Source organism: Sphingopyxis sp. GC21, from assembly GCF_025727575.1.
Classification (GTDB): Bacteria; Pseudomonadota; Alphaproteobacteria; order Sphingomonadales; family Sphingomonadaceae; genus Sphingopyxis; species Sphingopyxis terrae_A.
In genome coordinates this window covers 198,204-221,713 of the sequence record NZ_CP095845.1, presented here as the reverse complement: position 1 = coordinate 221,713, position 23,510 = coordinate 198,204, and the positions used below count along the sequence as shown (strand labels likewise).

General features: G+C 65.5%; 24 protein-coding genes. 10 read left to right on the top strand and 14 right to left on the bottom strand.

The window, feature by feature from the left end; translation table 11 throughout:
- Positions 1-59: 59 nt before the first annotated feature.
- The 13 genes from MU856_RS01055 to MU856_RS00995 all read right to left on the bottom strand — a co-directional run bounded on the left by MU856_RS01055 (position 60) and on the right by MU856_RS00995 (position 13,724).
- Positions 60-839, bottom strand: coding sequence for an enoyl-CoA hydratase (locus tag MU856_RS01055; protein WP_234181073.1), 780 nt, complete (start codon positions 837-839; stop codon positions 60-62).
- Positions 840-851: 12 nt separating this feature from the next.
- Positions 852-1,811, bottom strand: a complete 960-nt coding sequence (locus tag MU856_RS01050) for an energy transducer TonB (protein WP_263588235.1) — start codon at positions 1,809-1,811, stop codon at positions 852-854.
- 10 nt (positions 1,812-1,821) lie between these two features.
- Positions 1,822-2,814, bottom strand: a complete 993-nt coding sequence (locus MU856_RS01045) for a cupin-like domain-containing protein (protein WP_263588234.1) — start codon at positions 2,812-2,814, stop codon at positions 1,822-1,824.
- 68 nt (positions 2,815-2,882) lie between these two features.
- On the bottom strand, positions 2,883-4,250 hold the full coding sequence (locus tag MU856_RS01040) for a DUF389 domain-containing protein (RefSeq protein WP_263588233.1): 1,368 nt from the start codon (positions 4,248-4,250) through the stop codon (positions 2,883-2,885).
- Positions 4,251-4,284: 34 nt separating this feature from the next.
- Complete coding sequence (locus MU856_RS01035; RefSeq protein WP_186401146.1) at positions 4,285-5,214, bottom strand: electron transfer flavoprotein subunit alpha/FixB family protein; 930 nt, start codon at positions 5,212-5,214, stop codon at positions 4,285-4,287.
- A complete protein-coding gene (locus tag MU856_RS01030) occupies positions 5,211-5,960 on the bottom strand; it encodes an electron transfer flavoprotein subunit beta/FixA family protein (RefSeq protein WP_263588232.1) in 750 nt (249 codons plus the stop codon). Before MU856_RS01030 ends, MU856_RS01035 begins: the two co-directional genes overlap by 4 nt.
- A gap of 110 nt (positions 5,961-6,070) precedes the next feature.
- Positions 6,071-7,279: an ADP-forming succinate--CoA ligase subunit beta gene (gene sucC, locus MU856_RS01025; protein WP_263588231.1), complete on the bottom strand. Its 1,209-nt coding sequence runs from the start codon at positions 7,277-7,279 to the stop codon at positions 6,071-6,073.
- 127 nt (positions 7,280-7,406) lie between these two features.
- A complete protein-coding gene (locus MU856_RS01020; RefSeq protein ID WP_062901011.1) occupies positions 7,407-7,718 on the bottom strand; it encodes a hypothetical protein in 312 nt (103 codons plus the stop codon).
- 6 nt (positions 7,719-7,724) lie between these two features.
- The gene (gene bla, locus MU856_RS01015) at positions 7,725-8,840 is read right to left on the bottom strand and encodes a class A beta-lactamase (protein WP_234181080.1); all 1,116 of its coding nucleotides are present in this window, start codon (positions 8,838-8,840) and stop codon (positions 7,725-7,727) included.
- A gap of 192 nt (positions 8,841-9,032) precedes the next feature.
- Positions 9,033-9,698, bottom strand: coding sequence for a peptide-methionine (S)-S-oxide reductase MsrA (msrA, locus tag MU856_RS01010; protein WP_217373134.1), 666 nt, complete (start codon positions 9,696-9,698; stop codon positions 9,033-9,035).
- Positions 9,699-9,990: 292 nt separating this feature from the next.
- Positions 9,991-11,202 carry a pyridoxal phosphate-dependent aminotransferase gene (locus MU856_RS01005; RefSeq protein ID WP_263588230.1) on the bottom strand — a complete coding sequence of 404 codons (1,212 nt, stop codon included), beginning with the start codon at positions 11,200-11,202 and terminating at the stop codon, positions 9,991-9,993.
- A gap of 128 nt (positions 11,203-11,330) precedes the next feature.
- Entirely contained in the window at positions 11,331-13,157 is a 1,827-nt protein-coding gene (gene pabB / locus MU856_RS01000) for an aminodeoxychorismate synthase component I (RefSeq protein WP_263588229.1), read from the bottom strand.
- Between the two features lie 27 nt (positions 13,158-13,184).
- Complete coding sequence (locus MU856_RS00995; RefSeq protein WP_062901014.1) at positions 13,185-13,724, bottom strand: hypothetical protein; 540 nt, start codon at positions 13,722-13,724, stop codon at positions 13,185-13,187.
- A 139-nt stretch (positions 13,725-13,863) separates the two neighbouring features.
- Here MU856_RS00995 and MU856_RS00990 point away from each other — a divergent pair, with 139 nt between their 5' ends.
- The 7 genes from MU856_RS00990 to MU856_RS00960 all read left to right on the top strand — a co-directional run bounded on the left by MU856_RS00990 (position 13,864) and on the right by MU856_RS00960 (position 20,677).
- Positions 13,864-15,531, top strand: a complete 1,668-nt coding sequence (locus MU856_RS00990) for a long-chain-fatty-acid--CoA ligase (RefSeq protein WP_062901015.1) — start codon at positions 13,864-13,866, stop codon at positions 15,529-15,531.
- Between the two features lie 134 nt (positions 15,532-15,665).
- Entirely contained in the window at positions 15,666-16,097 is a 432-nt protein-coding gene (locus MU856_RS00985; RefSeq protein ID WP_263588228.1) for a MerC domain-containing protein, read from the top strand.
- A gap of 52 nt (positions 16,098-16,149) precedes the next feature.
- Positions 16,150-16,614 (top strand): Fur family transcriptional regulator, encoded by a 465-nt coding sequence (locus MU856_RS00980; RefSeq protein ID WP_003042824.1) that lies wholly within the window; start codon positions 16,150-16,152, stop codon positions 16,612-16,614.
- A 33-nt stretch (positions 16,615-16,647) separates the two neighbouring features.
- Positions 16,648-16,968: a hypothetical protein gene (locus MU856_RS00975; RefSeq protein WP_062901016.1), complete on the top strand. Its 321-nt coding sequence runs from the start codon at positions 16,648-16,650 to the stop codon at positions 16,966-16,968.
- A 68-nt stretch (positions 16,969-17,036) separates the two neighbouring features.
- A complete protein-coding gene (locus MU856_RS00970) occupies positions 17,037-18,560 on the top strand; it encodes a fumarate hydratase (protein WP_062901017.1) in 1,524 nt (507 codons plus the stop codon).
- 126 nt (positions 18,561-18,686) lie between these two features.
- Positions 18,687-20,222: a M20/M25/M40 family metallo-hydrolase gene (locus MU856_RS00965; RefSeq protein WP_263588227.1), complete on the top strand. Its 1,536-nt coding sequence runs from the start codon at positions 18,687-18,689 to the stop codon at positions 20,220-20,222.
- A complete protein-coding gene (locus MU856_RS00960; protein WP_062764188.1) occupies positions 20,219-20,677 on the top strand; it encodes a VOC family protein in 459 nt (152 codons plus the stop codon). The genes MU856_RS00965 and MU856_RS00960 overlap by 4 nt, the downstream gene beginning before the upstream one ends.
- Here MU856_RS00960 and MU856_RS00955 read toward each other — a convergent pair.
- Complete coding sequence (locus MU856_RS00955; protein WP_263588226.1) at positions 20,674-21,831, bottom strand: YdiY family protein; 1,158 nt, start codon at positions 21,829-21,831, stop codon at positions 20,674-20,676. The genes MU856_RS00960 and MU856_RS00955 overlap by 4 nt on opposite strands.
- A gap of 131 nt (positions 21,832-21,962) precedes the next feature.
- On the opposite strand from MU856_RS00955, the gene MU856_RS00950 reads away from it, so the two are divergent.
- The 3 genes from MU856_RS00950 to MU856_RS00940 all read left to right on the top strand — a co-directional run bounded on the left by MU856_RS00950 (position 21,963) and on the right by MU856_RS00940 (position 23,509).
- Positions 21,963-22,244 (top strand): hypothetical protein, encoded by a 282-nt coding sequence (locus tag MU856_RS00950; protein WP_003042843.1) that lies wholly within the window; start codon positions 21,963-21,965, stop codon positions 22,242-22,244.
- A gap of 90 nt (positions 22,245-22,334) precedes the next feature.
- On the top strand, positions 22,335-22,919 hold the full coding sequence (locus MU856_RS00945; protein WP_062901020.1) for a DUF1285 domain-containing protein: 585 nt from the start codon (positions 22,335-22,337) through the stop codon (positions 22,917-22,919).
- Positions 22,919-23,509, top strand: a complete 591-nt coding sequence (locus MU856_RS00940; protein WP_263588225.1) for a CoA pyrophosphatase — start codon at positions 22,919-22,921, stop codon at positions 23,507-23,509. Before MU856_RS00945 ends, MU856_RS00940 begins: the two co-directional genes overlap by 1 nt.
- Position 23,510: the final 1 nt, after the last annotated feature.

Here is a 23,510-nt window from a genome sequence, read left to right as displayed (position 1 = left end):
TGCTAAGTATTTTCGGGCTCCGCAAGCCCGTAATCGTGACAGGTGGGCTCGGCGGCGCGTCAGATGTTCGCGCGCCCCCGCTGGATCACCGCCATCCGCCGCGCCTCGACCTCTTCGGCGCGAACGGCGCGGTTCGCCGCCGACGACCGCGCATGTTCAAGCGCCATCGCATCACCGAAGGGCAGCGCATAGCCATCGTCGATCAGCCGCTTGTAGCTTCGCACCATCGCCGGATCGGCGCTGGCGATATCGCGCGCGAGCGCCTGCGCCGCGGGGACCAGCTCTTCTGGGGTAACGACGCGATTGACGAGGCCCCAGTCGCGCGCCGCCTCGGCGCCCAGGAAATTGCCGGTCAGCGACAATTCCTTGGCGCGGCCGATACCGATCAGCCGCGACAATTTCTGCGACAGGCCCCAGCCGGGCATGACGCCGACGCGCGCATGTGTGTCGGCGAAGCGCGCTGCCGTCGATGCGATCAATATGTCGCAGGCGAGCGCAAGCTCGAACCCGCCGGTGATCGCGACGCCGTTGATCGCGCCGATCACCGGCTGCGGGCAGAGCTCGATCGCCTTGACCGGATTGTCGTCGGCGTCGGTGGCATTGGCCGCGCCCAGATTGCTGGTGTCGGCCCCCAGTTCCTTGAGGTCGAGCCCGGCGGTGAAGGCGCGCTCGCCCGCCCCCGTCAGCACGATCGCGCGCACGCTGTCGTCGGCGGCAAGCTGCCGCATCACCGCCGCAAGCTCGGCGCGCAGCGCCCGCGAGAGCGCATTCATCGCCTCGGGGCGGTTCAGGGTCACCGTGGCGACGGCATCCTGGCATTCGAGGCGGATCAGCGACATGAGGAAGCCCCTTTACAATCCCACATGGAAATTGACGCTGTTGAGCCAATAGGATGCCATCGGCTTGCCTTCGGCGTCGAGCGCGGGAAGGAATTCGGCACGGCGCATGATCGATTTGCAAACCGCGTCGTCGAATTCTTTGGCGCGCGTCGTTTGCTGGATGTGACATGCGGTGGGGTTTCCGGACGCATCGACATCGAGCCGGAACTGCACCAGCGCGCGCTGCCCCTGCCAAAGCATCTCCTTGGGATATTCATCCGACCGGATCCATTGGCGAGGATCGCTCTTCGGGGTGACCGGACGCGTCATCCTTGCATGCCGCGCGACGTCAACGCCCCAATGGTCGAGCAGTTCGTCGGTGCATTTGCTCAGCGCCGCAAAGGCGTTGCCCATCGAACCCGTCTCCAGGACGAAGTTCCGACCGGCTGGGACGCCCACTTCAATCCATGTGACCGCGGCTTCTTCGGCAGGCGTAACCGTCGACCAGCGGAAGCTGAAATCGCCCGCGTCGTGCGCGGCGTCATGAGCTGCGCTTTCGGCTTCGCTGCGCGGTGCAATTCTCACTTCGCTGCGCAGCACGAGGGCCGGGGTCTTGCCATCGCCCTTGCCCGGGTAGAATCCGATCGCCTGCTCCGCCTGGTTCGGGCCGAAGCGAATTTTCGCATCGCCGTCCATCCGGCTCGTACGCGCCGGTTTGCCGAAAACGCTCATCCGCATCCCGTCGCCGGGTTCGAAGCGGTCCATGACCAGCATCACCTTGTCGTCGCCCTCGCCGAACTGGCGCGCCAGGCGGCAACTGTCGTCCGCATAATTCAGATGCCACTTCGAACTGGGCTGAAGATGCATCGGCTCTTTCGGCTTGGCGCCTGCGTTTGGAGCCGTCAGCAGCGAAAGCATCGCGACGGCGACGACGGACGAACTGCGGTAAGTCACTCTCTCCATGGCCGGAATGTCGGCGAAGAAGCTGGCCAAAGCAAGTCTTTCAGAGCGCACCCCACGACCGATAATCGGCGACATGCGCGTTGGCACGGCGGAAGCTGGTGAAGCTCATGCTCGCCGACAGGTCGAGCGCCTCGACCTGATGCCACCAACCGACGGGCAGGAAGATCGCCTCGCCCGGCCCGATCACGCATTCGAGAACCGGCGGCGTTTCGGCGGTGCCATCGCCCGCCGGCAGCGCTTCGTTGCCCCAGTCGGAAAAGCAATGGCGGCTGTTGCGCATCCGCGCAAAGGCCCAGGGCGGTGCCATGCGGACTCGCTTGCGGCCCATGACCTGTACGAGAAGATTGTTCGTCAGATCATGGTGCCAGGGCGTCAGCGTCCCTTTGGGACCGAGCCAGAAAAAGCCGTCGCGGCCGTCGCGCGGCTCCAGGAGGTCGATCGGCGCCAGATCGTCCCACAGCGCCGCGAGCGCCGCCGCGTTGGTGCCGCTGTTATAGGCGGTGAGATAAATATCGTTGCTTGCCTCGTCCCCCCGCAGCCAGTCGATCAGCTCGCCGAACCGCAGCATCCGCCGATGGGCGTCCTTGGCGAGTTCATAATCGGGGTCGCCGTCGCGCCCCACCTGGGCTTCGACGGCCGCGCCGCCCGCGACCGCCGCAAAATGATCGAGCGACCAGCGCGACAGGGCGGGCCAATGATCGACGAGGCCGGCCAGCTTCACCGGACGGTTCGCGTCATAATAGCCGCGATAAAAGTCTGCGGTCGCGATGCGATCGGCAGTATCGAGCACGAAGCCGCCTTCGCTCTCGCGCGCAAGCCGCGCCTGATTGGCGAAGAGCCATTGCTGCTTGGCGCTGCGCGACGCCTGCCGCCGCAACGCAAGCGCCATCGGGTCTTTGGCCAGCCGCTCGACCTCATATTTCGCCGAAGCCGCCGACACGCCCGCGGCGATCAGCCGCGCATGCAGCGCCGCATCATCGTCGCCCGCGGCCAGCCCGTCGGCGAGGATAAGGCGCTTGTCGGCTTGGGGCATCGAACGACTCCAAAGGGGGACTGCGCCCACCCTATGATCGCGAATGCGTCGGTATCAAGACGCCGGGTTTACCGGCGCGCCGCCGCAGGCTCTTCCCCGGTCGCGCCGTCCGCCGGCTCCTTCGGCGGTTCGGCGGGGGTGAAGCTGCCGTTTTCGATCAGCCATTGCGGGTAGCGGCCCTGGATGTCGGCCATGATGCGGTCGATCGCCGCGGCGACCTGTTCGCCTTCACCCTCGCGGTCGCGCTGGACGACGACGCGGCGCGCCTGCGCATCGACCAGCACCCGCGCGCGCGGGATGAGTTCGCCAATGGTCAGTCCGGCGATGATCCCCATGCTGTCGGCGTCACGCTGTTCGAGCGTGGCGAGCCGCTGGTTCAGCCGCTCCTCGAACTGCACCGCGGCGTTGGTCTGCTGCTTGAGCTGGACGAGGTTGACGCTGACATCGCGGTCGAGATCGCCGCGCACCTTGGTGGCGAGCTGATCGTTGAGCTGCGCCGAATATTGATCGACGAGGACGACGCCGTCGACCGCCACCTCCTCGCCCTCGGTGCGCACATTCAGGCTGTCGATGCGATCGCCGTCACCGAGGAGGCGATTGAGTTCGGACTGCACCGCCGAGCGTGCGCGGATCTCGCGCGCGATATTGTTGAGCGACAGCGCCAGCGGGATCGACAGCACGCCCAGCGTGACGATGATTCCGGTTATCTGCATCGCTGTATGCTGCGGGGTCAGCGAGGGGCCGAATTTGTTGACCCGTGCGACGATCGTCGCAGCAAAGGCGATGGCAAGCGTGTTGGTCAGGAAGAGCAGCGCCGAACCGAGCGCGAAGTCGGGGCGGCCGGTGGCCAGGCCAAAACCGATCGTCGAGAGCGGCGGCACCAGTGCGGTCGCGATCGCGACGCCGACCATCACGCCCGACAGCTTGCGCAGGATCGCATAGACGCCGGCAATGCCGCCCACGACCGCTACACCGAGGTCGAGCAGCGTCGGCTGCGTCCGCGCGCGCAGTTCGGGGGTGACGTCCTTGATCGGCGACAGCCAGATGATCAGCATCGCGACGAGCACCGCGACCGCCATCCCCGCCGCCATGGTGACGAGCGAACGCTTGATGAGATTGGATTCGAGCGTCGCGAGGCCAAAGCCGACGCCCATGATCGGGCCGAGCAGCGGCGATACCAGCATCGCGCCGATCACCACCGCCGCAGATCCTTGAAGCAGGCCGAGCGTGGCGATCGCCGCCGACAGCGTGATCAGCAACAGGAATTTCTGGTTGAGCCGCGCGTCGCGCGCGACGCTGGCCAGAATCAGCGCGCGGCCGTGAACAGCTTCCTCGTCGTCGCCCGCGCGGTCATCATCGTCGATTTCGCGCCCCGGCCCCGGCCGCGCGGACCGGCGACCGCCGGCGTTGAACGGCGCGTCGCCCAGTCCGGGCACTCCGGGATGATTGCCGGCCATATGGTCGGGCGGGTTAGATCTTGCCGGTCAGTTCGGGCACCGCGCTGAACAGATCAGCGACGAGGCCGAGATCGGCGACCTGGAAGATCGGAGCGTCTTCGTCCTTGTTGATCGCGACGATCGTCTTCGAATCCTTCATCCCCGCAAGGTGTTGGATCGCGCCCGAGATGCCGATCGCGAAATAGACTTCCGGCGCGACGATCTTGCCGGTCTGGCCGACCTGATAGTCGTTGGGGACATAGCCTGCATCGACCGCAGCACGCGAAGCGCCGAGCGCGGCGCCGAGCTTGTCGGCGAGCGGCACGATGACTTCCTGATATTTCTCGCTCGAACCCAGCGCACGGCCGCCCGACACGATGATCTTCGCCGAGGTGAGTTCGGGACGATCCTGCTTGGCGATTTCGGCGCCGACGAAGCTCGAAATGCCGGCGTCGCCGCCAGCCGAGACGGCTTCGATCGCGCCCGAACCACCGGTCGCCGCTGCCTTCTCGAACGCAGTGCCGCGCACGGTGATGACGAGCTTCGCGTCCGAGCTTTCGACGGTCGCGATCGCGTTGCCGGCGTAGATCGGGCGCGTGAAGGTCTTGGGACCTTCGACCGACAGGATTTCCGAAATCTGCATCACGTCGAGCAGCGCGGCAACGCGCGGCGCGATATTCTTGCCGGTCGTCGTCGCAGGCGCGACGAACGCGTCGTGCGACCCCATGAGGTCGGCGACGAGCGGCGCGATATTTTCGGGCAGATTGTGACCGAAGGCTGCGTTGTCGGCGACATGCACCTTGCCGACGCCCGCGATTTCCGACGCCGCCTTGGCAACGCCATCAACACCTTCACCGGCGACGAGAAGATGGACTTCGCCAAGCTTCGAAGCCGCGGTTACTGCGGCGAGCGTGGCATCCTTGACGGCGCTACCGTCATGTTCGACCCAAACGAGCGTTTTCATGAGTGCACTCCCATCGCCTTGAGCTTGGCAACCAGTTCATCGACATCGGCGACCTTGATCCCGGCCTGGCGGACGGGCGGCTCCGACACCTTGACCGTCTTGACGCGCGGCGTCGTGTCGACGCCGTAATCGGCGGGCGCCTTGGTATCGAGCGGCTTCGACTTCGCCTTCATGATGTTCGGCAGCGACGCATAGCGCGGCTCGTTCAGACGCAGGTCGGTGGTGACGATCGCGGGAAGCTTCAGCTTCACCGTTTCGAGACCGCCGTCGACTTCGCGCGTCACGCTGACATGATCGCCCTCGACATTGACCGCGCTGGCGAAAGCGCCCTGCGCCCAGCCGGTGAGCGCGGCGAGCATCTGGCCGGTTTGGTTGTTGTCGCCGTCGATCGCCTGCTTGCCGAGGATCACGAGACCCGGCGTTTCGGCATCGGCAATCGCCTTCAATATCTTCGCGATCGCGAGCGGTTCGGCTTCATCGTCGGTCTGGACGAGGATCGCGCGGTCGGCGCCCATCGCGAGCGCGGTGCGCAGCGTTTCCTGCGCCTTCGCCGGGCCGACGCTGACGGCGACGATCTCGGTCGCGACGCCCTTTTCCTTGAGGCGGATCGCCTCTTCGACGGCGATTTCGTCGAACGGGTTCATCGACATCTTGACGTTGGCAAGGTCAACGCCCGTGCCGTCCGCCTTCACCCGCGGCTTCACGTTGTAATCGAGCACCCGCTTCACGGGGACGAGGATTTTCATGGCTTTTCAGCTCCTCTCGAAAAATTGTGCAGTGCGCCATAATTGGCGTTTACGTAAACGTCAACCTGTGGGCGACCCCTTCCGCCGCAAGAGCGGAAGGGGAAAACCGGTCAGGCCGCCTTGGCAACCTCGGCGACGATCTTCTTCGCCGCGTCGCCCAGATCGTTCGCGGGAACGATTGCGAGACCCGAGTTTGCCAGGATTTCCTTGCCCTTTTCGACGTTGGTGCCTTCCAGGCGGACGACGAGCGGCACCGACAGATTCACTTCCTTCGCCGCGGCAACGATGCCTTCGGCGATGATGTCGCATTTCATGATGCCGCCAAAGATGTTGACGAGGATGCCCTGAACGGCGGGATCCTTGAGGATGATCTTGAACGCCGCGGTGACCTTTTCCTTGTTCGCGCCGCCGCCGACGTCGAGGAAGTTGGCCGGGAAAGCGCCGTTGAGCTTGATGATGTCCATCGTCGCCATCGCAAGGCCGGCGCCATTGACCATGCAGCCGATATTGCCGTCGAGCTTGATATAGGCGAGGTCATATTCGCTCGCCTCGACTTCGGCCGGATCTTCTTCGGTCAGATCGCGCAGCTCGGCGAGATCCTTGTGACGGAACATCGCGTTCGAATCGAAGCCGACCTTCGCGTCGAGGACATAGAGCTTGTCGCCCTCGTCGGTCGGACAGATGGCGAGCGGGTTGATTTCGATTTGCGAAGCATCGGTGCCGAGGAACGCGGCATAGAGGCCCTCGAGGATCTTTGCCGCCTGCTTGGCAAGATCGCCCGACAGGTCGAGCGCCTTGGCCACCGCACGGCCGTGGTGCGGCATCAGGCCGGTGGCGGGATCGATGGTGATGGTGTGGATCTTTTCAGGCGCCGAGTGCGCGACTTCCTCGATGTCCATCCCGCCTTCGGTCGACGCAACGACCGCGATGCGGCTGGTGGCGCGATCGACGAGCAGCGCGAGGTAGAATTCCTTGCCGATGTCGACGCCGTCGGTGATGTACAGGCGGTTGACCTGCTTGCCGGCCTCGCCGGTCTGGATCGTCACCAGCGTGTTGCCCAGCATGTCCTTGGCGTGCGCTTCGACTTCCTCGATGCTCTTGGCGAGGCGAACGCCGCCCTTGGCATCGGGGCCGAGTTCCTTGAACTTGCCCTTGCCGCGGCCGCCCGCGTGGATCTGTGCCTTGACGACGTAAAGCGGTCCGGGGAGCTGCTTTGCCGCCGCGACGGCTTCCTCGACAGTCATCGCGGGAATGCCCTTGGGCACCGCGACGCCAAATTTCGCGAGCAGTTCCTTGGCCTGATATTCGTGGATGTTCATGAGCTCTGCCGGGCCTTTCGACTCTGTAAGCGGGGAGATATGCGGCGCCGCATAAGCACAAGTTGCGCGGCAAGGCTACCCCTGCCGCGCCCAGAAATTCTTGACACGGACCAAAGCGGCGGCCTGATCAGCGCAGCGCACACACCGCGGCGGAGCTGGTCGTCACCGCCAATATCTCCGGATCCTTGAGCGCGCGGACCTTGCGGAAGAACTGGTCGAGCGTCAGGTCGGTGATTTCACGGTCCTTCAGGCTGCCCAGCGCCGACAGGCGGCGAAGCTGGACGAGCGACAGCCGGTCGACCATGCGCCCCGCCATGCACGTCGCCATCGTCTTCGACAGACCCGCATTCTGGAGTCCGCTGCGCAGCCGCGTCTCGGGCGTCGCGCAGGCGGACAGGACCAGCGGCAGCGCCAGCAGCGGAACCATCACCCGTTTCATCGAAGCCTACTTTCCGTGAAATTCGGCCACCGCGCCGGAGACCGCCTGCATCAGCGCCATGCGCGCGGGTATCGACGCCGATGTGTCGCCCAGCATCACGACGATGGCATAGCGCGTGCCGTCAGGCGCGGTGGCGATGCCGATATCGTTATAGCCTGCCGTCTCGCCTTTGTAATCCTGGCCGGTGCCGGTCTTGTGCATGAAGTCCCAGCCCGAGGGGAGCCCGGCCTTCAGCCGCTTCGGCCCGCTGCGCGTCCGGCTCATCACGCTCATCAGATACTGCGTCGATTCGGGCGACAGCAGCGCCCCGCGCGCCAGCCGGGTCAAGGCGCTCGCGATCGCCGCCGGCGCGGCGCCGTCCATCGGATTGGCAAGATAGGCCTCGCGTGCCGACTTGCGCGTCGAATCGGGAAGCGCGGCGCGCGCCTGCTGAAAGGCGTTGCCACGCGAATAGCTCTGCTGCCACGCAAGGCCGGCGGTCGCGCTCTGCAACAGGCGCTCGCCGGGACCGAAACGGATCGATCCCAGATCCTTCTTCGCGATGAAGCGCCGGACCGCCTCGGGACCACCCACGGTGCGCAGCAGGCTGTCGTTGGCGGTGTTGTCGCTGTGCGTGATCGCGGTTTCGATAAGCTCGCGCACGCTCATCGTCACCTTGCCTTCCGACCGCACGCGCGCCGCGAGCGGCTGATGGAACAGGGTGAGGTCGTTGGGGCCAATGTCCACCCGGCGGTCGAGGCTGAGCTTGCCCTGGTCGACCGCATCGAGCACGGTCATCGCCACCCACAGTTTCGACACGCTCTGCTGCGGGAATAATTCCCCGCCGCGTTCCGAAAAGGACCATTCGCCGTCGATGCGCTGGACGGCGATGCCGGTCTTGCCGGGGAAAGTCCGCCAAAGCTGCGAAATCCGGTCGCTCAGGCCACTCGGCGGGCGCCGGAAGCCCGGATCGACGACGTCCTTGGGGGGCGCATTCACGGCGCGCGCCGGCGTTGCGGTGCTGACCGGCGGCCCGATCGGAACGCTGACCGCACCGCGCGGCGCCGTTTGCGCCTGCCGCGGCGTCGGCACCAGTGCCGCACCGCTGACACAGCCCGCCAGCGCCATTCCGCCGATCGCCATACCGAGCAGCCGCCTGCTCGAAAATCCCAACGCCATCATAACCCCGCAACCCGCGACCAGTTTATCGCCCGACCTTTTGGCCGGCACCATGCGTCCCGCACTCCGCCTGCGCGGACCAGCGATTTGCGGTGAATGATTCCTATCGCGCGATAAATGGCGGAACGCTGAACGGCTTGCCGCGTGCGGCGCCGTTCAGGGCGCCGGGGTTGCCCGCACCCATTCGGGATAGAGGCGTTTCAGCGCCGCCAACTTAGGCGCATCCCAGCGGCGGATATAGCCATTGTCGGGATGCAGGCGCATGAAATCCTGATGATAGGCTTCGGCGCGGTAAAAGCCTTTGTAGCTTTCGACCGGGACCACGATCGGCGCCTTGAAATAATGGCCCTTGCCGATCTGCGCGAGATACGCTGTCGCAACCTGCCGCTGCGCGGCATCCATCGGCACGATCGCGGCACGATATTGGGTGCCGCTGTCGGGCCCCTGGCGGTTTTTCAGCGTCGGATCGGCGACCACGGAAAACAGGATGCGCAGCAAGGTGCCATAGCTGACCACCGACGGGTCATAGACGATGCGAACCGACTCGGCGTGTCCGGTCGTGCCGGACGAGGTCTGGTCATATTCGGCGGTGGCCTTGCTACCGCCATGATAGCCCGATTCGACCGACACGACGCCCTTCACATTGGAAAAGACACCTTCGACGCCCCAGAAGCATCCGCCCGCGAGCACCGCAACGGCGCGCTTCGCCTTCACTGCGGGATCGACGGCCGCCGCGGGGAGCTTGACGACGCCTTCCGCCTGCGCGGGCGCGCACTGCGCCAGCACCGCGGCAGCGATCAGCGCGGCGAAGGGGCGCCGCATCGCGGTCAGATCGGCATGGCGACCGCCGGCTGATTCAGCACGACGATCAAGGCGCCAATGGCGAAGCCGGCGAGCATGGTCGGAAACCAGTCGGAGCGGAACATCGAAAACATAAAAGCCTCTTTTTGTCATATTGTCGTTTTCGCGGGGGAGGCCCCCTCGGTTACAGCGACGATATGGCGCGCCCCGTGCCGCCGTGCAGTGACCGCCATCACCCATAAAGATGATGGCTTACTATCCGGTGAACCGGATGGCGGGGCAGCGTTCAGGCAGCGCCCGTCCGGCGCCGCGGTCAGCGCAGCGCGGCGCAGGCCTGCTGGATGCGGATGCACGCTTCCTTGAGCACCGCCTCCGACGTCGCATAGGAAACGCGGAAGGCTGGCGACAGACCGAAGGCCGCGCCATGCACCGCCGCGACGCGCGCGGTGTCGAGGAAATAGTCGATCAGCGCTTCGTCGCTGTCGATCGGCTTGCCGTCGGGGGTCGTCTTGCCCATGCAGCCGCTCGCGTCGGGATAGACATAGAAGGCCCCGTCGGGAACCGGGCAGTTCAGCCCTGGCGCGTCATTGAGCATCGCGACCACCATGTCGCGGCGCTTGCGGAACGCGGCGTTGCGCTCCTCGAGAAACTGCTGCGGCCCGCCGAGCGCGGCCACCGCGGCGGCCTGCGCCACCGAACAGGGGTTCGACGTCGACTGCGACTGCAGCTTGCCCATCGCCTTGATCAGCCATGCGGGACCGCCGGCATAGCCGATGCGCCAGCCGGTCATCGCATAGGCCTTGGAACAGCCGTTGACGGTCAGGATACGGTCGATCAGGTCGGGGCAGCGCTGCGCCAGCGTCGAGAAGGCGAAGTCGGCGTACCAGACATGTTCGTACATGTCGTCGGTCATCACCATCACATGCCGATGGCGGCGGATGACCTCGCCCAGCGCGTCGAGCTCTCCGGGCGAATAGGCGGCGCCCGACGGGTTCGACGGCGAATTGAAGATGATCCAGCGCGTCTTCGCGGTGATCGCGGCGTCGAGCTGTTCGGGCGTGATCTTGTAATGCTGCGCCGCCGACGCCTCGATCGTCACCGGCGTGCCGCCGGCAAAGGCGACGATGTCGGGATAGCTGACCCAATAGGGCGCCGGGATGATCACCTCATCACCAGGATCGACCGTCGCGACGAGCGCGTTGAAGAGCGTATGCTTGCCGCCGACATTGACCGTGATCTGGTCGAGCCCGAACTCGAGCCCATTGTCGCGGCGGAACTTGCCACGGATCGCTTCCTTGAGCGCGACCGTGCCGTCGACGAGCGTATATTTGGTCTGGCCGCCGCGGATCGCCTCGATCGCCGCTTCCTTGACGAAATCGGGCGTGTCGAAATCGGGCTCGCCCGCCGACAGGCCGATCACGTCGACGCCGTCCGCTTTCAGCTTGGTGACGCGCGCGGTCATTGCGAGCGTGGCCGAGGGCTGGATGCGATTGAGGGCGGCGGAGGTGTGCGGCTTCAGCGACATGACGATACTTTCCGTGGCTTGCGCGGACAGGCTGCAAAATGACAGGAAATTGCGCGGGGCCGCGCCTAAAGCCTCCGCCCGCAATAGGCAAGCCGGCGGCGCCATAAATTAGCTATGCAAGCCGAAAGTCAGCCTGCGGGCTGCGCCAGCCGTGCCGGAATCAGCCCGCGCAGCGAATTGCCGATGAAAAAGCCTTCCGCCAGATCGGCGACGCGCAGATGCGACTCGACCGCCCGTCCCTTTTCGACGAGTTCGGCGCGCAGCACGCCGGGCAAGAGGCCGAGCGACAGCGGCGGTGTGAGCAACAGGCCGTCGCGCTCGACGAAGATGTTGCTCCAGCTTCCTTCGGTCACGAATCCCGGTTCGTCGACGAACACGACTTCGGCGGTGCCGTGCGCCGCGCGCACCGCATCATAGGCGCCGCGCAGGCTGGTCTTGTGGGTCAGACGGAAATCGCCCGGAGCGAGCGGCGCCGGCGCGACGGCGACCGGTACCGGCAGCTCGGCAAGCCGCGGCAGCGGCGACACCTCGACCGCGAGCGCGCCCGAGGGCGCCAGCCGCATCCGCACGCGCGCGGCGCTGCGCAGGCGAAAAGTCGCCGACTGCAGATTGTTGCGCGCGCCGTGGCGATCGAAATGAAAACCCAGTGCCTCGGCGCTCGCCTTCATGCGCGCCAGATGCCCCTCGAGCCGCTGGACGCCGTCCACGGGATCGAAGTGCATCGTCTCGATCAGATCGAAGCTTTGCCCGGCAGCGACCACAAATTCCCCCTTGGCCAGACATTCGCGCCATTCTTCAGCCGGTTCGCTGTCGGCGACGATTCCGGAACCCAGCCCCAGCGTGGCGCAATGCGCTCCGTCGCGCAAGTCGCGCTGCGACGGAAAGACGAGCGTGCGGATCGCGACATTGAACGCCGCCTCGCCATCGGGCGCGATGAAGCCGATCGAACCAGTGTAAATCCCGCGCGGCTCGGCCTCCAGTTCGTCGATGATCTCCATCGCCCGCACCTTGGGTGCGCCGGTGATCGACCCGCATGGAAAGGCGGCGCGCAGCACGTCAGCGCCGCCCTTGTCCGCAGGGAGCGCTGCGGTAACGTCGGAGACAAGCTGATGAATCGTGGGATAGGTCTCGACGCGAAACAGTTCGGGCACCGCGACCGATCCGGCCTCGGCAACGCGCGACAGATCGTTGCGGAGCAGATCGACGATCATCAGATTTTCAGCACGCTGCTTGGGATCCAGCGCGAGCGCCCGCGCCGCGCGCGCGTCGCTTTCGGGATGGGCGCGGCGCGCGGCCGTGCCCTTCATCGGCCGCGCCATCACCGCGCCGCCGCGCAGCGTAAAGAAAAGCTCGGGCGACAGCGACGCGATCGCCTGCTCGCCGGTCCAGATGAAACCGCCATATCCCGCGCGCGCCGTCTGCCGCAGCCGCGCATAGACGGCGAGAGGATCGCCCGCGAAGGGCACGTCGGCGCGAAAGGTCAGATTGGCCTGATAAATGTCGCCGGCGCGAATATAATCGAGAACCCGCGCGACAGCGGCTTCGTAATCCGCACGCGCCACGCGCGGACGTGGTGCGCCAATCCAGGCGGCACCGGGGTCGGGTAGAAGCGACGCAACTGCGTCGGCATCGATTCGCTCAACACGCTCGAACAGGCCAAACCAGCCGAGCGGCGCATCGAAGTTCATCGGCGCGGCAGAGCGGTGCCGCGAGGCGGGCGCCAGCGCCTTGCCTCCATCATAAGCGAGGTAGCCAGCGGCGTGCAGCCCGCGCGCGCGCGCGGCCGCCAGCCCATCGAGCAGAGCCGCCACGTCCCGCACCGCGCGGGCGCAGAGGATTTCTATCGGATCGCGGAACAGCCGCGCGCACGCTGCATTCTCTGCCCGCGCGTCGTCGAGCAGTACAAAGGGCGAAGCGCCAGCCGTCGGCCGGCTCAATCGCGCGGTCGTGGTCATGGCACGGCAGTCAAAGGCGCCAGGTGGTCAGCGGTCGCGCTTCATGCGGATCGACCGCCCACCCTCTACGCTGGCAAAATAGCTGCCCATCGTCGCGGTCTTGATATGGATCTTCTGGCCGGGCTTAGGTTGCCGCGGCAATACCGTCGTATCGATCTGCGACCAGACGGCGCCGTCTTCCATCGTCATCGTATATTTCCCGGACTGGTTCATGCTCACCGATTTGATGACCGTATCGATCTCGCGCACCTCATCCTCGTCGCCGCCGAAAATGCCGCCGAGCTTGGGAAAGCTGAACCCGAACAGGCCACGGCGCGTCTTCTTGGCCGTTTCGCGGTCGGTAAAGACAATTTCGCGGGCCTCGTCCGCACTGGCAAGCGACCCAACCTCGCGGTCGAAACAGGCAAGACGCTGCGTCGGATCGGCGATGTCGCGGCAAGCATAGAGCTGTTCGATCTGCGCCGGGCGGGGCGCCGCCTTGTCTTTGTCCTTTGCAGACGCCGGGGTCACGACCAGACAGCCCATGACGGCAACGGCCGCGACGATCCGAGATGAAAGCTGCGACATGACAATCCCCCTGCAAAGACGATGGCCCTGCCTAGCCGCCGCGGCGTCGGCCCGCAAGCGCGCTGCCGATTGCGATATCGGCTTACTGACCCTAGTGTAAGGAAATTCCGCCTCATTTCCGAAAGGACGCCATCCCCCGATGGGCACGCTCTACGACTGGTCGACCGATTATCGCCATCCCGCCCCATGGAACCAGTCGTTCGCGCCCCTCTCGCTGCCTGCCATGCTCGCCGACAGCGTCGCGCGGCGCGGCGAGGCGCCGATGCTCGACTTCATGGGGCGCCGTTTCAGCTATGCCGAAGTCGCGGACGGGGTCGCCCGCGTCGCGCGCGGCCTGCAGAAGCGCGGTATCGGCAAGGGCAGCCGGGTCGGCCTGTTCCTTCCCAATGTTCCGCATTATGTCGCCGCCTATTATGGCGCGCTTGCCGCCGGTGCGACCGTGGTCAATTTCTCGCCGCTCTACACGGTCGCCGAACTCGAGGCGCAGGTGGAGGATTCGGGAACCGACACGCTGTTCACGATCAGCGCCTCGGCGCTGTTGCCGACGGCGCTCTCGGTGCTCGAGGGGTCGAGCCTGAAGCGGCTGGTCGTTGGCTCGATCGCCGGCGGGCTGCCCGCGGCCAAGTCGATCCTCTACCGCTTGTTCCGGCGCAAGGAGACGGCGGCGGTGCCCGACGATCCGCGCATCATCCGTTTTTCGGCGCTGACCGACAATGATGCGCGCCCCGATCCGGTCGCCATCGACCCGGAAGGCGATGTCGCGCTGATCCAGTATACCGGTGGCACCACGGGCACGCCGAAGGGCGCCATGCTGACGCACCAGAATCTGACCGCCAACGCGCGGCAGGTCAATGCGATCGACCCCGACCGCGACGCCGACGACCGCATCCTCGGCGTGCTGCCTTTCTTCCACGTCTTCGCCAATACCTGCGTCCTCAACCGGACGGTGCTGAACGGCGGCATGATCGCGATGCTCCCGCGCTTCGACGCGAAACAGGCGCTGCAGACGATCACCCGGACGAAGGCGACGGCGCTGCCCGGCGTACCGACCATGTATCAGGCGCTGCTCGACCATCCCGACCTTGCCAAAACCGATTTCTCCAGCTTGCGGGTCTGCATTTCGGGGGGCGCGCCGATGCCCGCCGAGCTGCGCGAGAAATTCGTTGCGGCAACCGGCGCGTCGCTCGTCGAAGGCTATGGCCTCACCGAAAGCGCCGGGGTCGTCGCGACCAACCCCTATGAGGGACCGGTCAAGGCCGGGACGATCGGCCAGCCAATCCCCGCGACCCATATCCGCCTGCTCGACAAGGAAGATCCGGTCACGGACGCGCCGATGGGCGAGCCCGGCGAGCTCGCGGTCAAAGGGCCGCAGATCATGCGCGGCTACTGGAACCGCCCCGATGCCGACCAGGACAGCTTCACCGCCGACGGCTGGCTGCGCACCGGCGACGTCGCGACGATCGACGCCGACGGCTATATCCGCATCGTCGACCGGCTGAAGGACATGATCGCGGTCGGCGGCTTCAAGGTCTATCCGAGCGAGATCGAGCACAAACTCTACCAGCATCCGGCGGTGAAGGAGGCGATCGTCCTCGGCGTCCCCGATCCCTATCGCGGCGAACACCCCAAGGCCTTCGTCACGCTGGAAGAGGGCTATGACGTCTCGGGCGACGCGCTCGCCGCCTGGCTCAACCCGCAACTCGGCAAGCATGAACGCGTGAGCGCCGTCGAGGTGCGCGATCATCTGCCCAAGACGATGATCGGCAAACTGGACCGCAAGGCCTTGCGGGCCGAAACGGGGGGATGACAACCGCCCCTCCTCACCCCTGCCTTCGCGGGGGTGACCGGAAGCGGCAGGATAGAAATGTCATAATGTGATATTGTAACCTTTGTCATGTTATGCCATATCAAGGCCTGCAATTGCTTTCCTTGGAGAATCGGGTGACGCACGTCGCCAGCCATGCCCCTGCTCTGACGCGCCTTGGCGCGCTGGTTCGGGCTGCGCGCGATTCGCGGCCGCTGACCGCTTTGACGGGCGATCAACTCGCCATCGGCCTGTCGGGCCTGTGCCTCGTCCACTGCCTTGCCAGCACGATCTTCTTTGCCTCGATCGCCTCGGTCGGCGGCGCTTTGCTGCATCCCGCCTTTCACGAGATCGGGCTGGTCGTCGCGATCGGTTTTGCGCTGGTGACGCTCGTCGCAGGGGTGCTCAGCCACGGCTATATGATGCCTTTCGCGGTCGGCAGCTTCGGGCTGGGCATGATGGCGGGCGCTCTGTCGCGGCCGCATGACGGCAGCGAAGTGCTCGCGACGATGATCGGCGTTGCGGTCGTCGCGCTCGGGCACGATCTCAATCGCCGCGCGGCGCACTGATACGCATTGCCCGCAGCTTGCGGGCGCCCCCCAAAGCGCCTACATTATCCTTATGGGCAAGCACGAACATGCGCATATCGAGGCCAGCGGCGCCTCGCTCGCCAATGCGGCGCAGGACGCGCTCGAAAAGGCCGGCGAAGCGTGGACCGACATGCGCGCGCAGATTTTCGATGCGGTCGCCGAAATTGGCAAGCCAGCGAGTGCCTATGAAATCGCCGACATCGTCTCGCAAAAACGCGGCAAGCGGGTCGCGCCCAACAGCGTCTATCGTATCCTCGACCTGTTCGTTGCCAACAATCTCGTCCGCCGGGTCGAAAGCGCCAATGCCTTTGTAGCCAACAGCCATCCCGGCTGCCTGCACGACTGCATCTTCCTGATCTGCGACAGCTGCGGCAATGCCGTCCATGTCGATAATGACAAGCTGTCTGACGGCGTGCGCGCTGCCGCCGCCGCGACCGGATTTGCCGCCGAGCGCCCGGTGATCGAGGTGCGCGGCAAATGCGCCGAGTGCCAATAGATTGAATGCGGGCGCGCCGCCAGCGGTACGCTGGTGGCTCGCGGCGCTTTTCCTCGGTTCGGCACCATAACGGTCGGCCTTTGGCTGAGCCAAAGCTTCCCGCAAGACAGCTTCGCCGCCGAGCCGGGCTACGGTGCACCGGTGCTTGCCTTCGAGTTCGCGGGTGGGCAGGACGATCTTCTCGCGATCTTCGGACCCGATAGCGACGCGCGGCAGGCCGGGCGCGTCGCCGCAATGCGGGGCCGTCCACTCCTCGTCGCACCCACCGAGCTACCCCTTCGCCCTGTCGTCCGCCCGTCCGCGCGCCGCCCGGCGAGCCCGCCCGCGACCGGTTTCGGGCGCCGCAGGCGCTGACCCCTTTCCGTTGCCGCGATGCGGGTCTAGGGAAACCGCGACTCACGAAACCGGGCAAAGGGCTGCACATGAACACCGTCATCATCCGCGAGGACGACCTCATCGAAACCGTCGCCGACGCGCTCCAGTACATCAGCTATTTTCACCCGATGGACTATATCCGCGCCCTGGGCGCTGCCTATGAGCGCGAAGTTTCGCCCGCCGCGAAAGACGCGATGGCGCAGATCCTCTCGAACAGCCGCATGTGCGCCGAGGGGCACCGCCCTATCTGCCAGGACACGGGCATCGTCACCGTGTTCGTCAAATGGGGCATGGACTGCCGCCTCGACAGCCCCCGCAGCCTGCAGCAGGTCGTCGACGAAGGGGTCCGCCGTGCCTATCTCCACCCCGACAACAAGCTGCGCGCCTCGATCCTCGCCGACCCGGCGTTCAGCCGCGTCAATACCAAGGACAACACGCCGTCGGTGCTGAATGTCGAAATGGTCCCCGGCGACAAGGTGCATATCGACGTCGCGGCGAAGGGCGGCGGCAGCGAGAACAAGTCGAAGTTCAAGATGATGAACCCGTCGGATTCGATCGTCGACTGGGTGCTCGAAATGGTGCCCCAGATGGGCGCCGGCTGGTGCCCCCCCGGCATGCTCGGCATCGGCATCGGCGGCACTGCCGAAAAGGCGATGCTGCTGGCCAAACAGTCGCTGATGGACCCGATCGACATGACCGAATTGCTCGCGCGCGGGCCGAGCAATCCGACCGAGGAACTGCGCATCGAGCTGTATGAAAAGGTCAATGCGCTCGGCATCGGCGCGCAGGGGCTTGGCGGCCTCGCGACCGTGCTCGACATCAAGATCAAGGATTGGCCGACCCACGCCGCGTCTAAGCCGGTCGCCATGATCCCCAATTGCGCCGCGACCCGCCACGCGCATGTCACGCTTGATGGCAGCGGCCCCGCCTATCTCGAAAAGCCGGTGCTCGCCGACTATCCGCAGATCGACTGGGCTCCCGACAGCGCCGCGAAACGCGTCGACCTTGACACGCTGACGCCCGAAGTCGTTGCCAGCTGGAAACAGGGCGACCGCATCCTTCTCAATGGCAAGATGCTCACCGGCCGCGATGCCGCGCACAAGCGCATCGCCGACATGCTCGCCAAGGGCGAAGAGCTGCCCGTCGAATTCAAGGGCCGCGTCATCTATTATGTCGGCCCGGTCGATCCGGTGGGCGAAGAAATCGTCGGCCCCGCCGGCCCCACCACCGCGACGCGCATGGACAAATTCATGGACATGATGCTCGATCAGGGGCTGCTCGCCTGCGTCGGCAAGGCCGAACGCGGCCCCGCCGCGACGCAGGCGATCGCCAAGCACAAGAGCGCCTATCTGATGGCGGTCGGAGGCGCAGCCTATCTCGTGGCGCGCGCGATCAAGGGCAGCAAGGTCGTCGGCTTCGCCGACCTCGGCATGGAGGCGATCTACGAATTCGAGGTCAAGGACTTCCCCGTCACCGTCGCGGTCGACAGCGAAGGCCAGAATGTCCACGTCAACGCGCCGAAAATCTGGCAAAAGCGGATCAAGGACGAAGGGCTGCTCGAGAAAGCCTAACCATCAAAGGCTGCTCTTTCGTTCCCGTCACCCCGGCAAAGATCGGGGTCTCGCCGGTGCATCCTTGCCATCTCCTCCAATTTGAAGAACACTCCCTCACGGCATACACAGCATAGGGGACGCGTGATGGATTTCCGGGAGATTGACCGATTGGACCGCCGCGCATTGCTTCGCGGCACTGCGATGCTGGGCGCGGGTGCGATGATGATGCGGCCGCTGCCGACGCTCGCCGCAAATGGTCCGATGGCGGCGATCCGCAAGGCGGCCGAGGCGGGCAAGGAGGCGTCGGTCGAGCGGCTGCGCGACTGGATCGCCCTGCCCTCGATCGCGGCGGAAAATCGCAACATGGCCGAAGGCGCGGCCTATATGGCCGAACTTGCGAGGGACGCGGGCTTTTCGAATGTCGAGATCGTTCCGACCGACGGCCAGCCCGGGGTGTTCGGCACCATCGATGTCGGGGCGCCGCGCACGCTCGGCATCTATTTCATGTACGATGTGAAGCAGTTTGACCCCGCCGAATGGTCGTCGCCGCCGCTCGAAGGCAAGATGGTCGACAAGCCGGGCTTTGGCCTGTCGATCGTCGGGCGCGGCGCGGTGAACCAGAAGGGCCCCGAGGCGACCTTCCTCGCTGCGCTTCACGCGATCCGCGCTGCCAAGGCGAAATTGCCCGTCAACATCGTCCTGATCTGCGAGGGCGAGGAGGAGATCGGCTCGCCGCATTTCCGCCAGGTCGCGACCAAACCGAACGTGCTCGCCGCGCTCAAGAAATGCGACGGCATTTTTATCCCCTTCGCCTCGCAGGACAAGACCGGCGCAGTCGATGTCAATCTGGGGTCGAAGGGTATCATCGAACTTGAACTGATCGCCAGCGGTGAAAAATGGGGCCGCGGCCCCAAGGGCGACGTTCATTCCAGCCTGAAGGCGATGCTCGATTCGCCAGCGTGGCGGTTGGTGCAGGCGCTCCAGACGCTGGTCACGCCCGACGGCAATACGCCGGCGATCGAGGGCTGGTTCGAAAATGTCCGCCCGCTTACCGAGCGCGAAAAGATGCTGATCCGAGAAGCCGCAAAGGGTGCCGACGAGGCGGCCGAAAAGCAGGCGCTCGGCGTCAATGTCTGGATCGACAACCTCAAATATGACGATGCGCTGATCCGCCTCGCGCAGGAACCGACGGTCAATATCGAAGGGTTGGTCGCGGGCTACACCGGTCCCGGCGGCAAGACGATCCTGCCCGGCCGCGCGGTCGCGAAGCTCGACCTCCGCCTCGTCCCCAACCAAACGCGCGCCGAGGCCGAAAAGAAGCTGCGCGCCCACCTCGACAAGCATGGCTTCACCGATGTCGAAATGAACGTGTCGGGCGGCTATGATCCGACCGAAGTCGCCGAGGACAGCCGCCTCGTCCGTACCGAGCTTGCCACCTACAAGGCGCTGGGCGTCAAGGCGAACATCAACGCGCGTCTGGCGGGAAGCTGGCCGGGCGCGACCTTCACCGCGCCGCCCGTGTCGATCCCCGCCGCCCATTTCGGCATTGGCCACGGGTCGGGCGCGCACGCGCCGAACGAATATTATCTGATCGATTCGACCAATCCCAAGGTCGCGGGCATGGTCGATGCGACGATGGGCTTCGCCGAATTTCTCTATACTCTCGCCGCGATCAAATGACCGGCGATCTCAACGGGGTCGCCCATGTCATCCTGACCGCCGGCGATTTCGCGCGTTCGACGGCTTTCTGGCGCGACCTCATCGGCTATCTCGAGCTCAAGGTCGTGCTCGACAGCGACGCGATGCTTTACGGCGTCGGCGGCCGCACCGCGATCGGCATCCGGACCGGCAGCCCGGAAAATGCCGGAAAACGCTTCGATCAGGGCGCGCCGGGGCTGCATCATGCCTGTTTCCGGATGCGCGATCGGGACGCGGTCGACCGCCTCTATGCCTTTTTGAAGGACCGCAGCGACATCGTCTTCGTCCACGGCCCGCAGGAGGAGCCCTGGGCGCCGGGCTATTATTCGATCCTTTTTGAAGACCCCGACGGCATCCGCATCGAATTCAACCATGTCCCCGGCGTCGGTCTGCTCGAAGCCGGCCGCGAGATCGGCGGCGCCGAAATCTTCGATTAAAAGCCGTAGACGAGCGTGAAGCGGGTCAGCGTATCGACGGTCTTGACCCCCGCCGGCGGATGGGTGTCGATGTCAGCCGAATAGGAAACCCGCGCCGAAAGCGCACCCGAAAGCTTGGCATTGAGCGCGGTCAGCGAACTGGTCGTGGTCGTGCGATCGCCGACGATCGTCGAGGCGACCTGCGTCAGCCGCAGATTCGGCGACATCTGCCATCCAAAATCGAGCCCCGCGAGCCCGGTCAACTCACTTTCGTGGCCACCGGTCACCAATTCGGTCTGTCGCCATGCCGGGCCGGCCTTCAGATTGAGCGTCATCTTCTTGCCGTCGATCAGCTTGTAGCCAAGCCCCCCCGACGCGCTCCAACGCGCATCAAACCCCTGCATCCGGTCGCGCTCCCACCGGCCCAGGCCAAAGCCAAAGGCACGGTCGCTCATGCGGATTTGCGGTTCATATTCGGCAAGATATTTCTCGATCGTCGTCTTGCCATTGGTGCGCTGATAGTCGGCCTGAACGCGGAAGCGCTGATCCCAGTCCAGCCCCTTGCGCGCCAGCGCGATGCCGGCGCTGAGCCCGGTCGATTTCGAATTGCCCGAGCTGTGCGAGGCACCGATCTGCCCCTCGCCCTTCCAATGCTGCCAGAATTTCGCGCTCGCCAGCCGCGCCCGCGCCGCATCGGCCGCCGCCTGCTTCTCGGCCGCGCGCTTGGCGCGATAGTCGACCAGCAGCGCATCGATGTCGGCGACCTGCGCGGGGCTGGTCTTCTTGGCAAGCGCGCCCACCGCTTCTACATCGTCGTCCTTCTTGCTCGCCATGGCGGCGGCCAGCATCTGGAGGACCGGATCACGCTCGGGCTCCCGCTTGGTTCGCGCACGCCAGGCCGAGAGGATCGCGTCGATTTCATCGAGCGATCGCGGATTGGTCGCCTTGGCGAGCGCCACCACGGTTTCCACATCCTTGCGCTCGCCGCTGTCGATCGCGGCGCCAATCATCGCGCGCACCGGATCGGGCAAGGGCAAGGGCCGCACCTCCATCGCCGCCGTGACCGCCGGCACCGTTGCGGCGGGCAGCGCGGGGCCGGCAACGGCGGCATGCGCCGGCGGCGCGCCGACAGCGATCAGGAGAATGGCAACCGGCAGCGGCGCGAACTGTCTCATCGAACGGGATCCTTCTTATGGGGATGCCCCGGGTATTTGTCTCCGGGACCGGTTTTCCGATCGGGCGTAGAGCCGTGCCGCCGCTCTTAACCGCAAAGCCGCTGGCATTTCCACCCATTAGGCCCCATTTGATGCGCATGTGGATCGCGATCATCGCCATTTTCTGCGCCGGGGTGGGCAATTTCGCAATGCACCGCGCCTTCATGGAAAGCGACGATCCACTGGTGCAGCAGATGGTTCGGCCGCTCGCCGACAAGGTGGGACCGCACATCACTTATGTGTTCGAATTCCTGCTCCTCGTCGGGGCCATGGCGATCGCGACGCGCAACTGGTTCACCGCGATGCTGCTTTATGGCCTCTACACCATCTTCAACGCGATGGCGTTCAGCTGGGTGATGAATCGCCCGCGGTAAGCGGCTGATGAATGCCATCATCTTGGCAGCGCAGCACCCCGCGCGCGACTGTTCCCTTTACTTGCCCATCCACCTTCCTATGTCGGTTTGATGGTCAGCCCCGCGCCCTCGCTTCCCAAATCCTTTGCGCAGCTTTCGCCGGCCGAGGCCGCCGAATTGCTCGCGGCGCGCAAACTGCCGCCGGTCGAAAGCTGGCATCCGACGCGTACGGGCGACAGCGCGATGGAAATCCGCGCCGATGGCAGCTGGTATCATGAAGGCGGCCGGATCAACCGCCCGGCGATGGTGAAGCTTTTTTCGACCATCCTGCGCCGCGAACCCGATGGCGGCCATGTCCTCGTCACCCCGGCCGAAAAACTGGCGATTGCCGTCGAGGATACCGCCTTCCGCGCCGTCGAGATGAAAAGCGAGGGCGACGGCGCGGCGCGCACGCTGCTGTTCCGTCTCGACACCGACGATCTGGTCATGGCGGGCGCCGATCATCCGCTGTCCTTCGGACACGACCCCGACCGGCCCGACCCGCGGCTCCATGTGCGCGGCGCGATCGGCAACGGGCTGGAGGCGCGCATCGACCGCGCGCTCTATTACGAGATTGTCGAGATGGCGCTGGCCGAAGGCGGCGATCCGCCTGCAATCTGGTCGAACGGCGCCTGCTTTCCGCTGGTGGGCCGCTGATGCTCTCGGCAAAGCTGCGCGATGCGCTCGACAATCTGCTTCCCGATCATGGCGAAGATGAGGGCTATCTGCTCCATCGCGGCGATTCGCTGCGCGACGCAGCAGTGCTGATCGCCTTCACCGACCGGCCCGACCCCGGCGTCATCCTGACCCAGCGGCCGCAATGGCTGCGCAGCCATGCGGGACAGGTCGCCTTTCCGGGCGGCAAGATCGATCCCGGCGATACTGATGCGGTCGATGCGGCGCTGCGCGAAGCCCAAGAGGAAATCGGCCTGCACCGCCGCGATGTCGCGGTCGCCGGGACGACCGACGCCTATCGTTCGGGCAGCGGCTATCACATCACCCCGGTCCTCGGCGTCATCCCGCCCGACCTGCCGCTCGATCCCAATCCCGACGAGGTCGAGGACTGGTTCGAAGTGCCGCTCGACATCCTGTTCGATCCCGCCAATTACGAACGCCAGCAGGCGCATTGGCAAGGGCAGGTGCGCCGCTATTATGACATGCATTGGCAGGGACGGCGGATCTGGGGCGTGACGGCGGATATCATCATCAATCTGGCGCGGCGGCTGCCGCCCGGCTGGCATCGCTGAG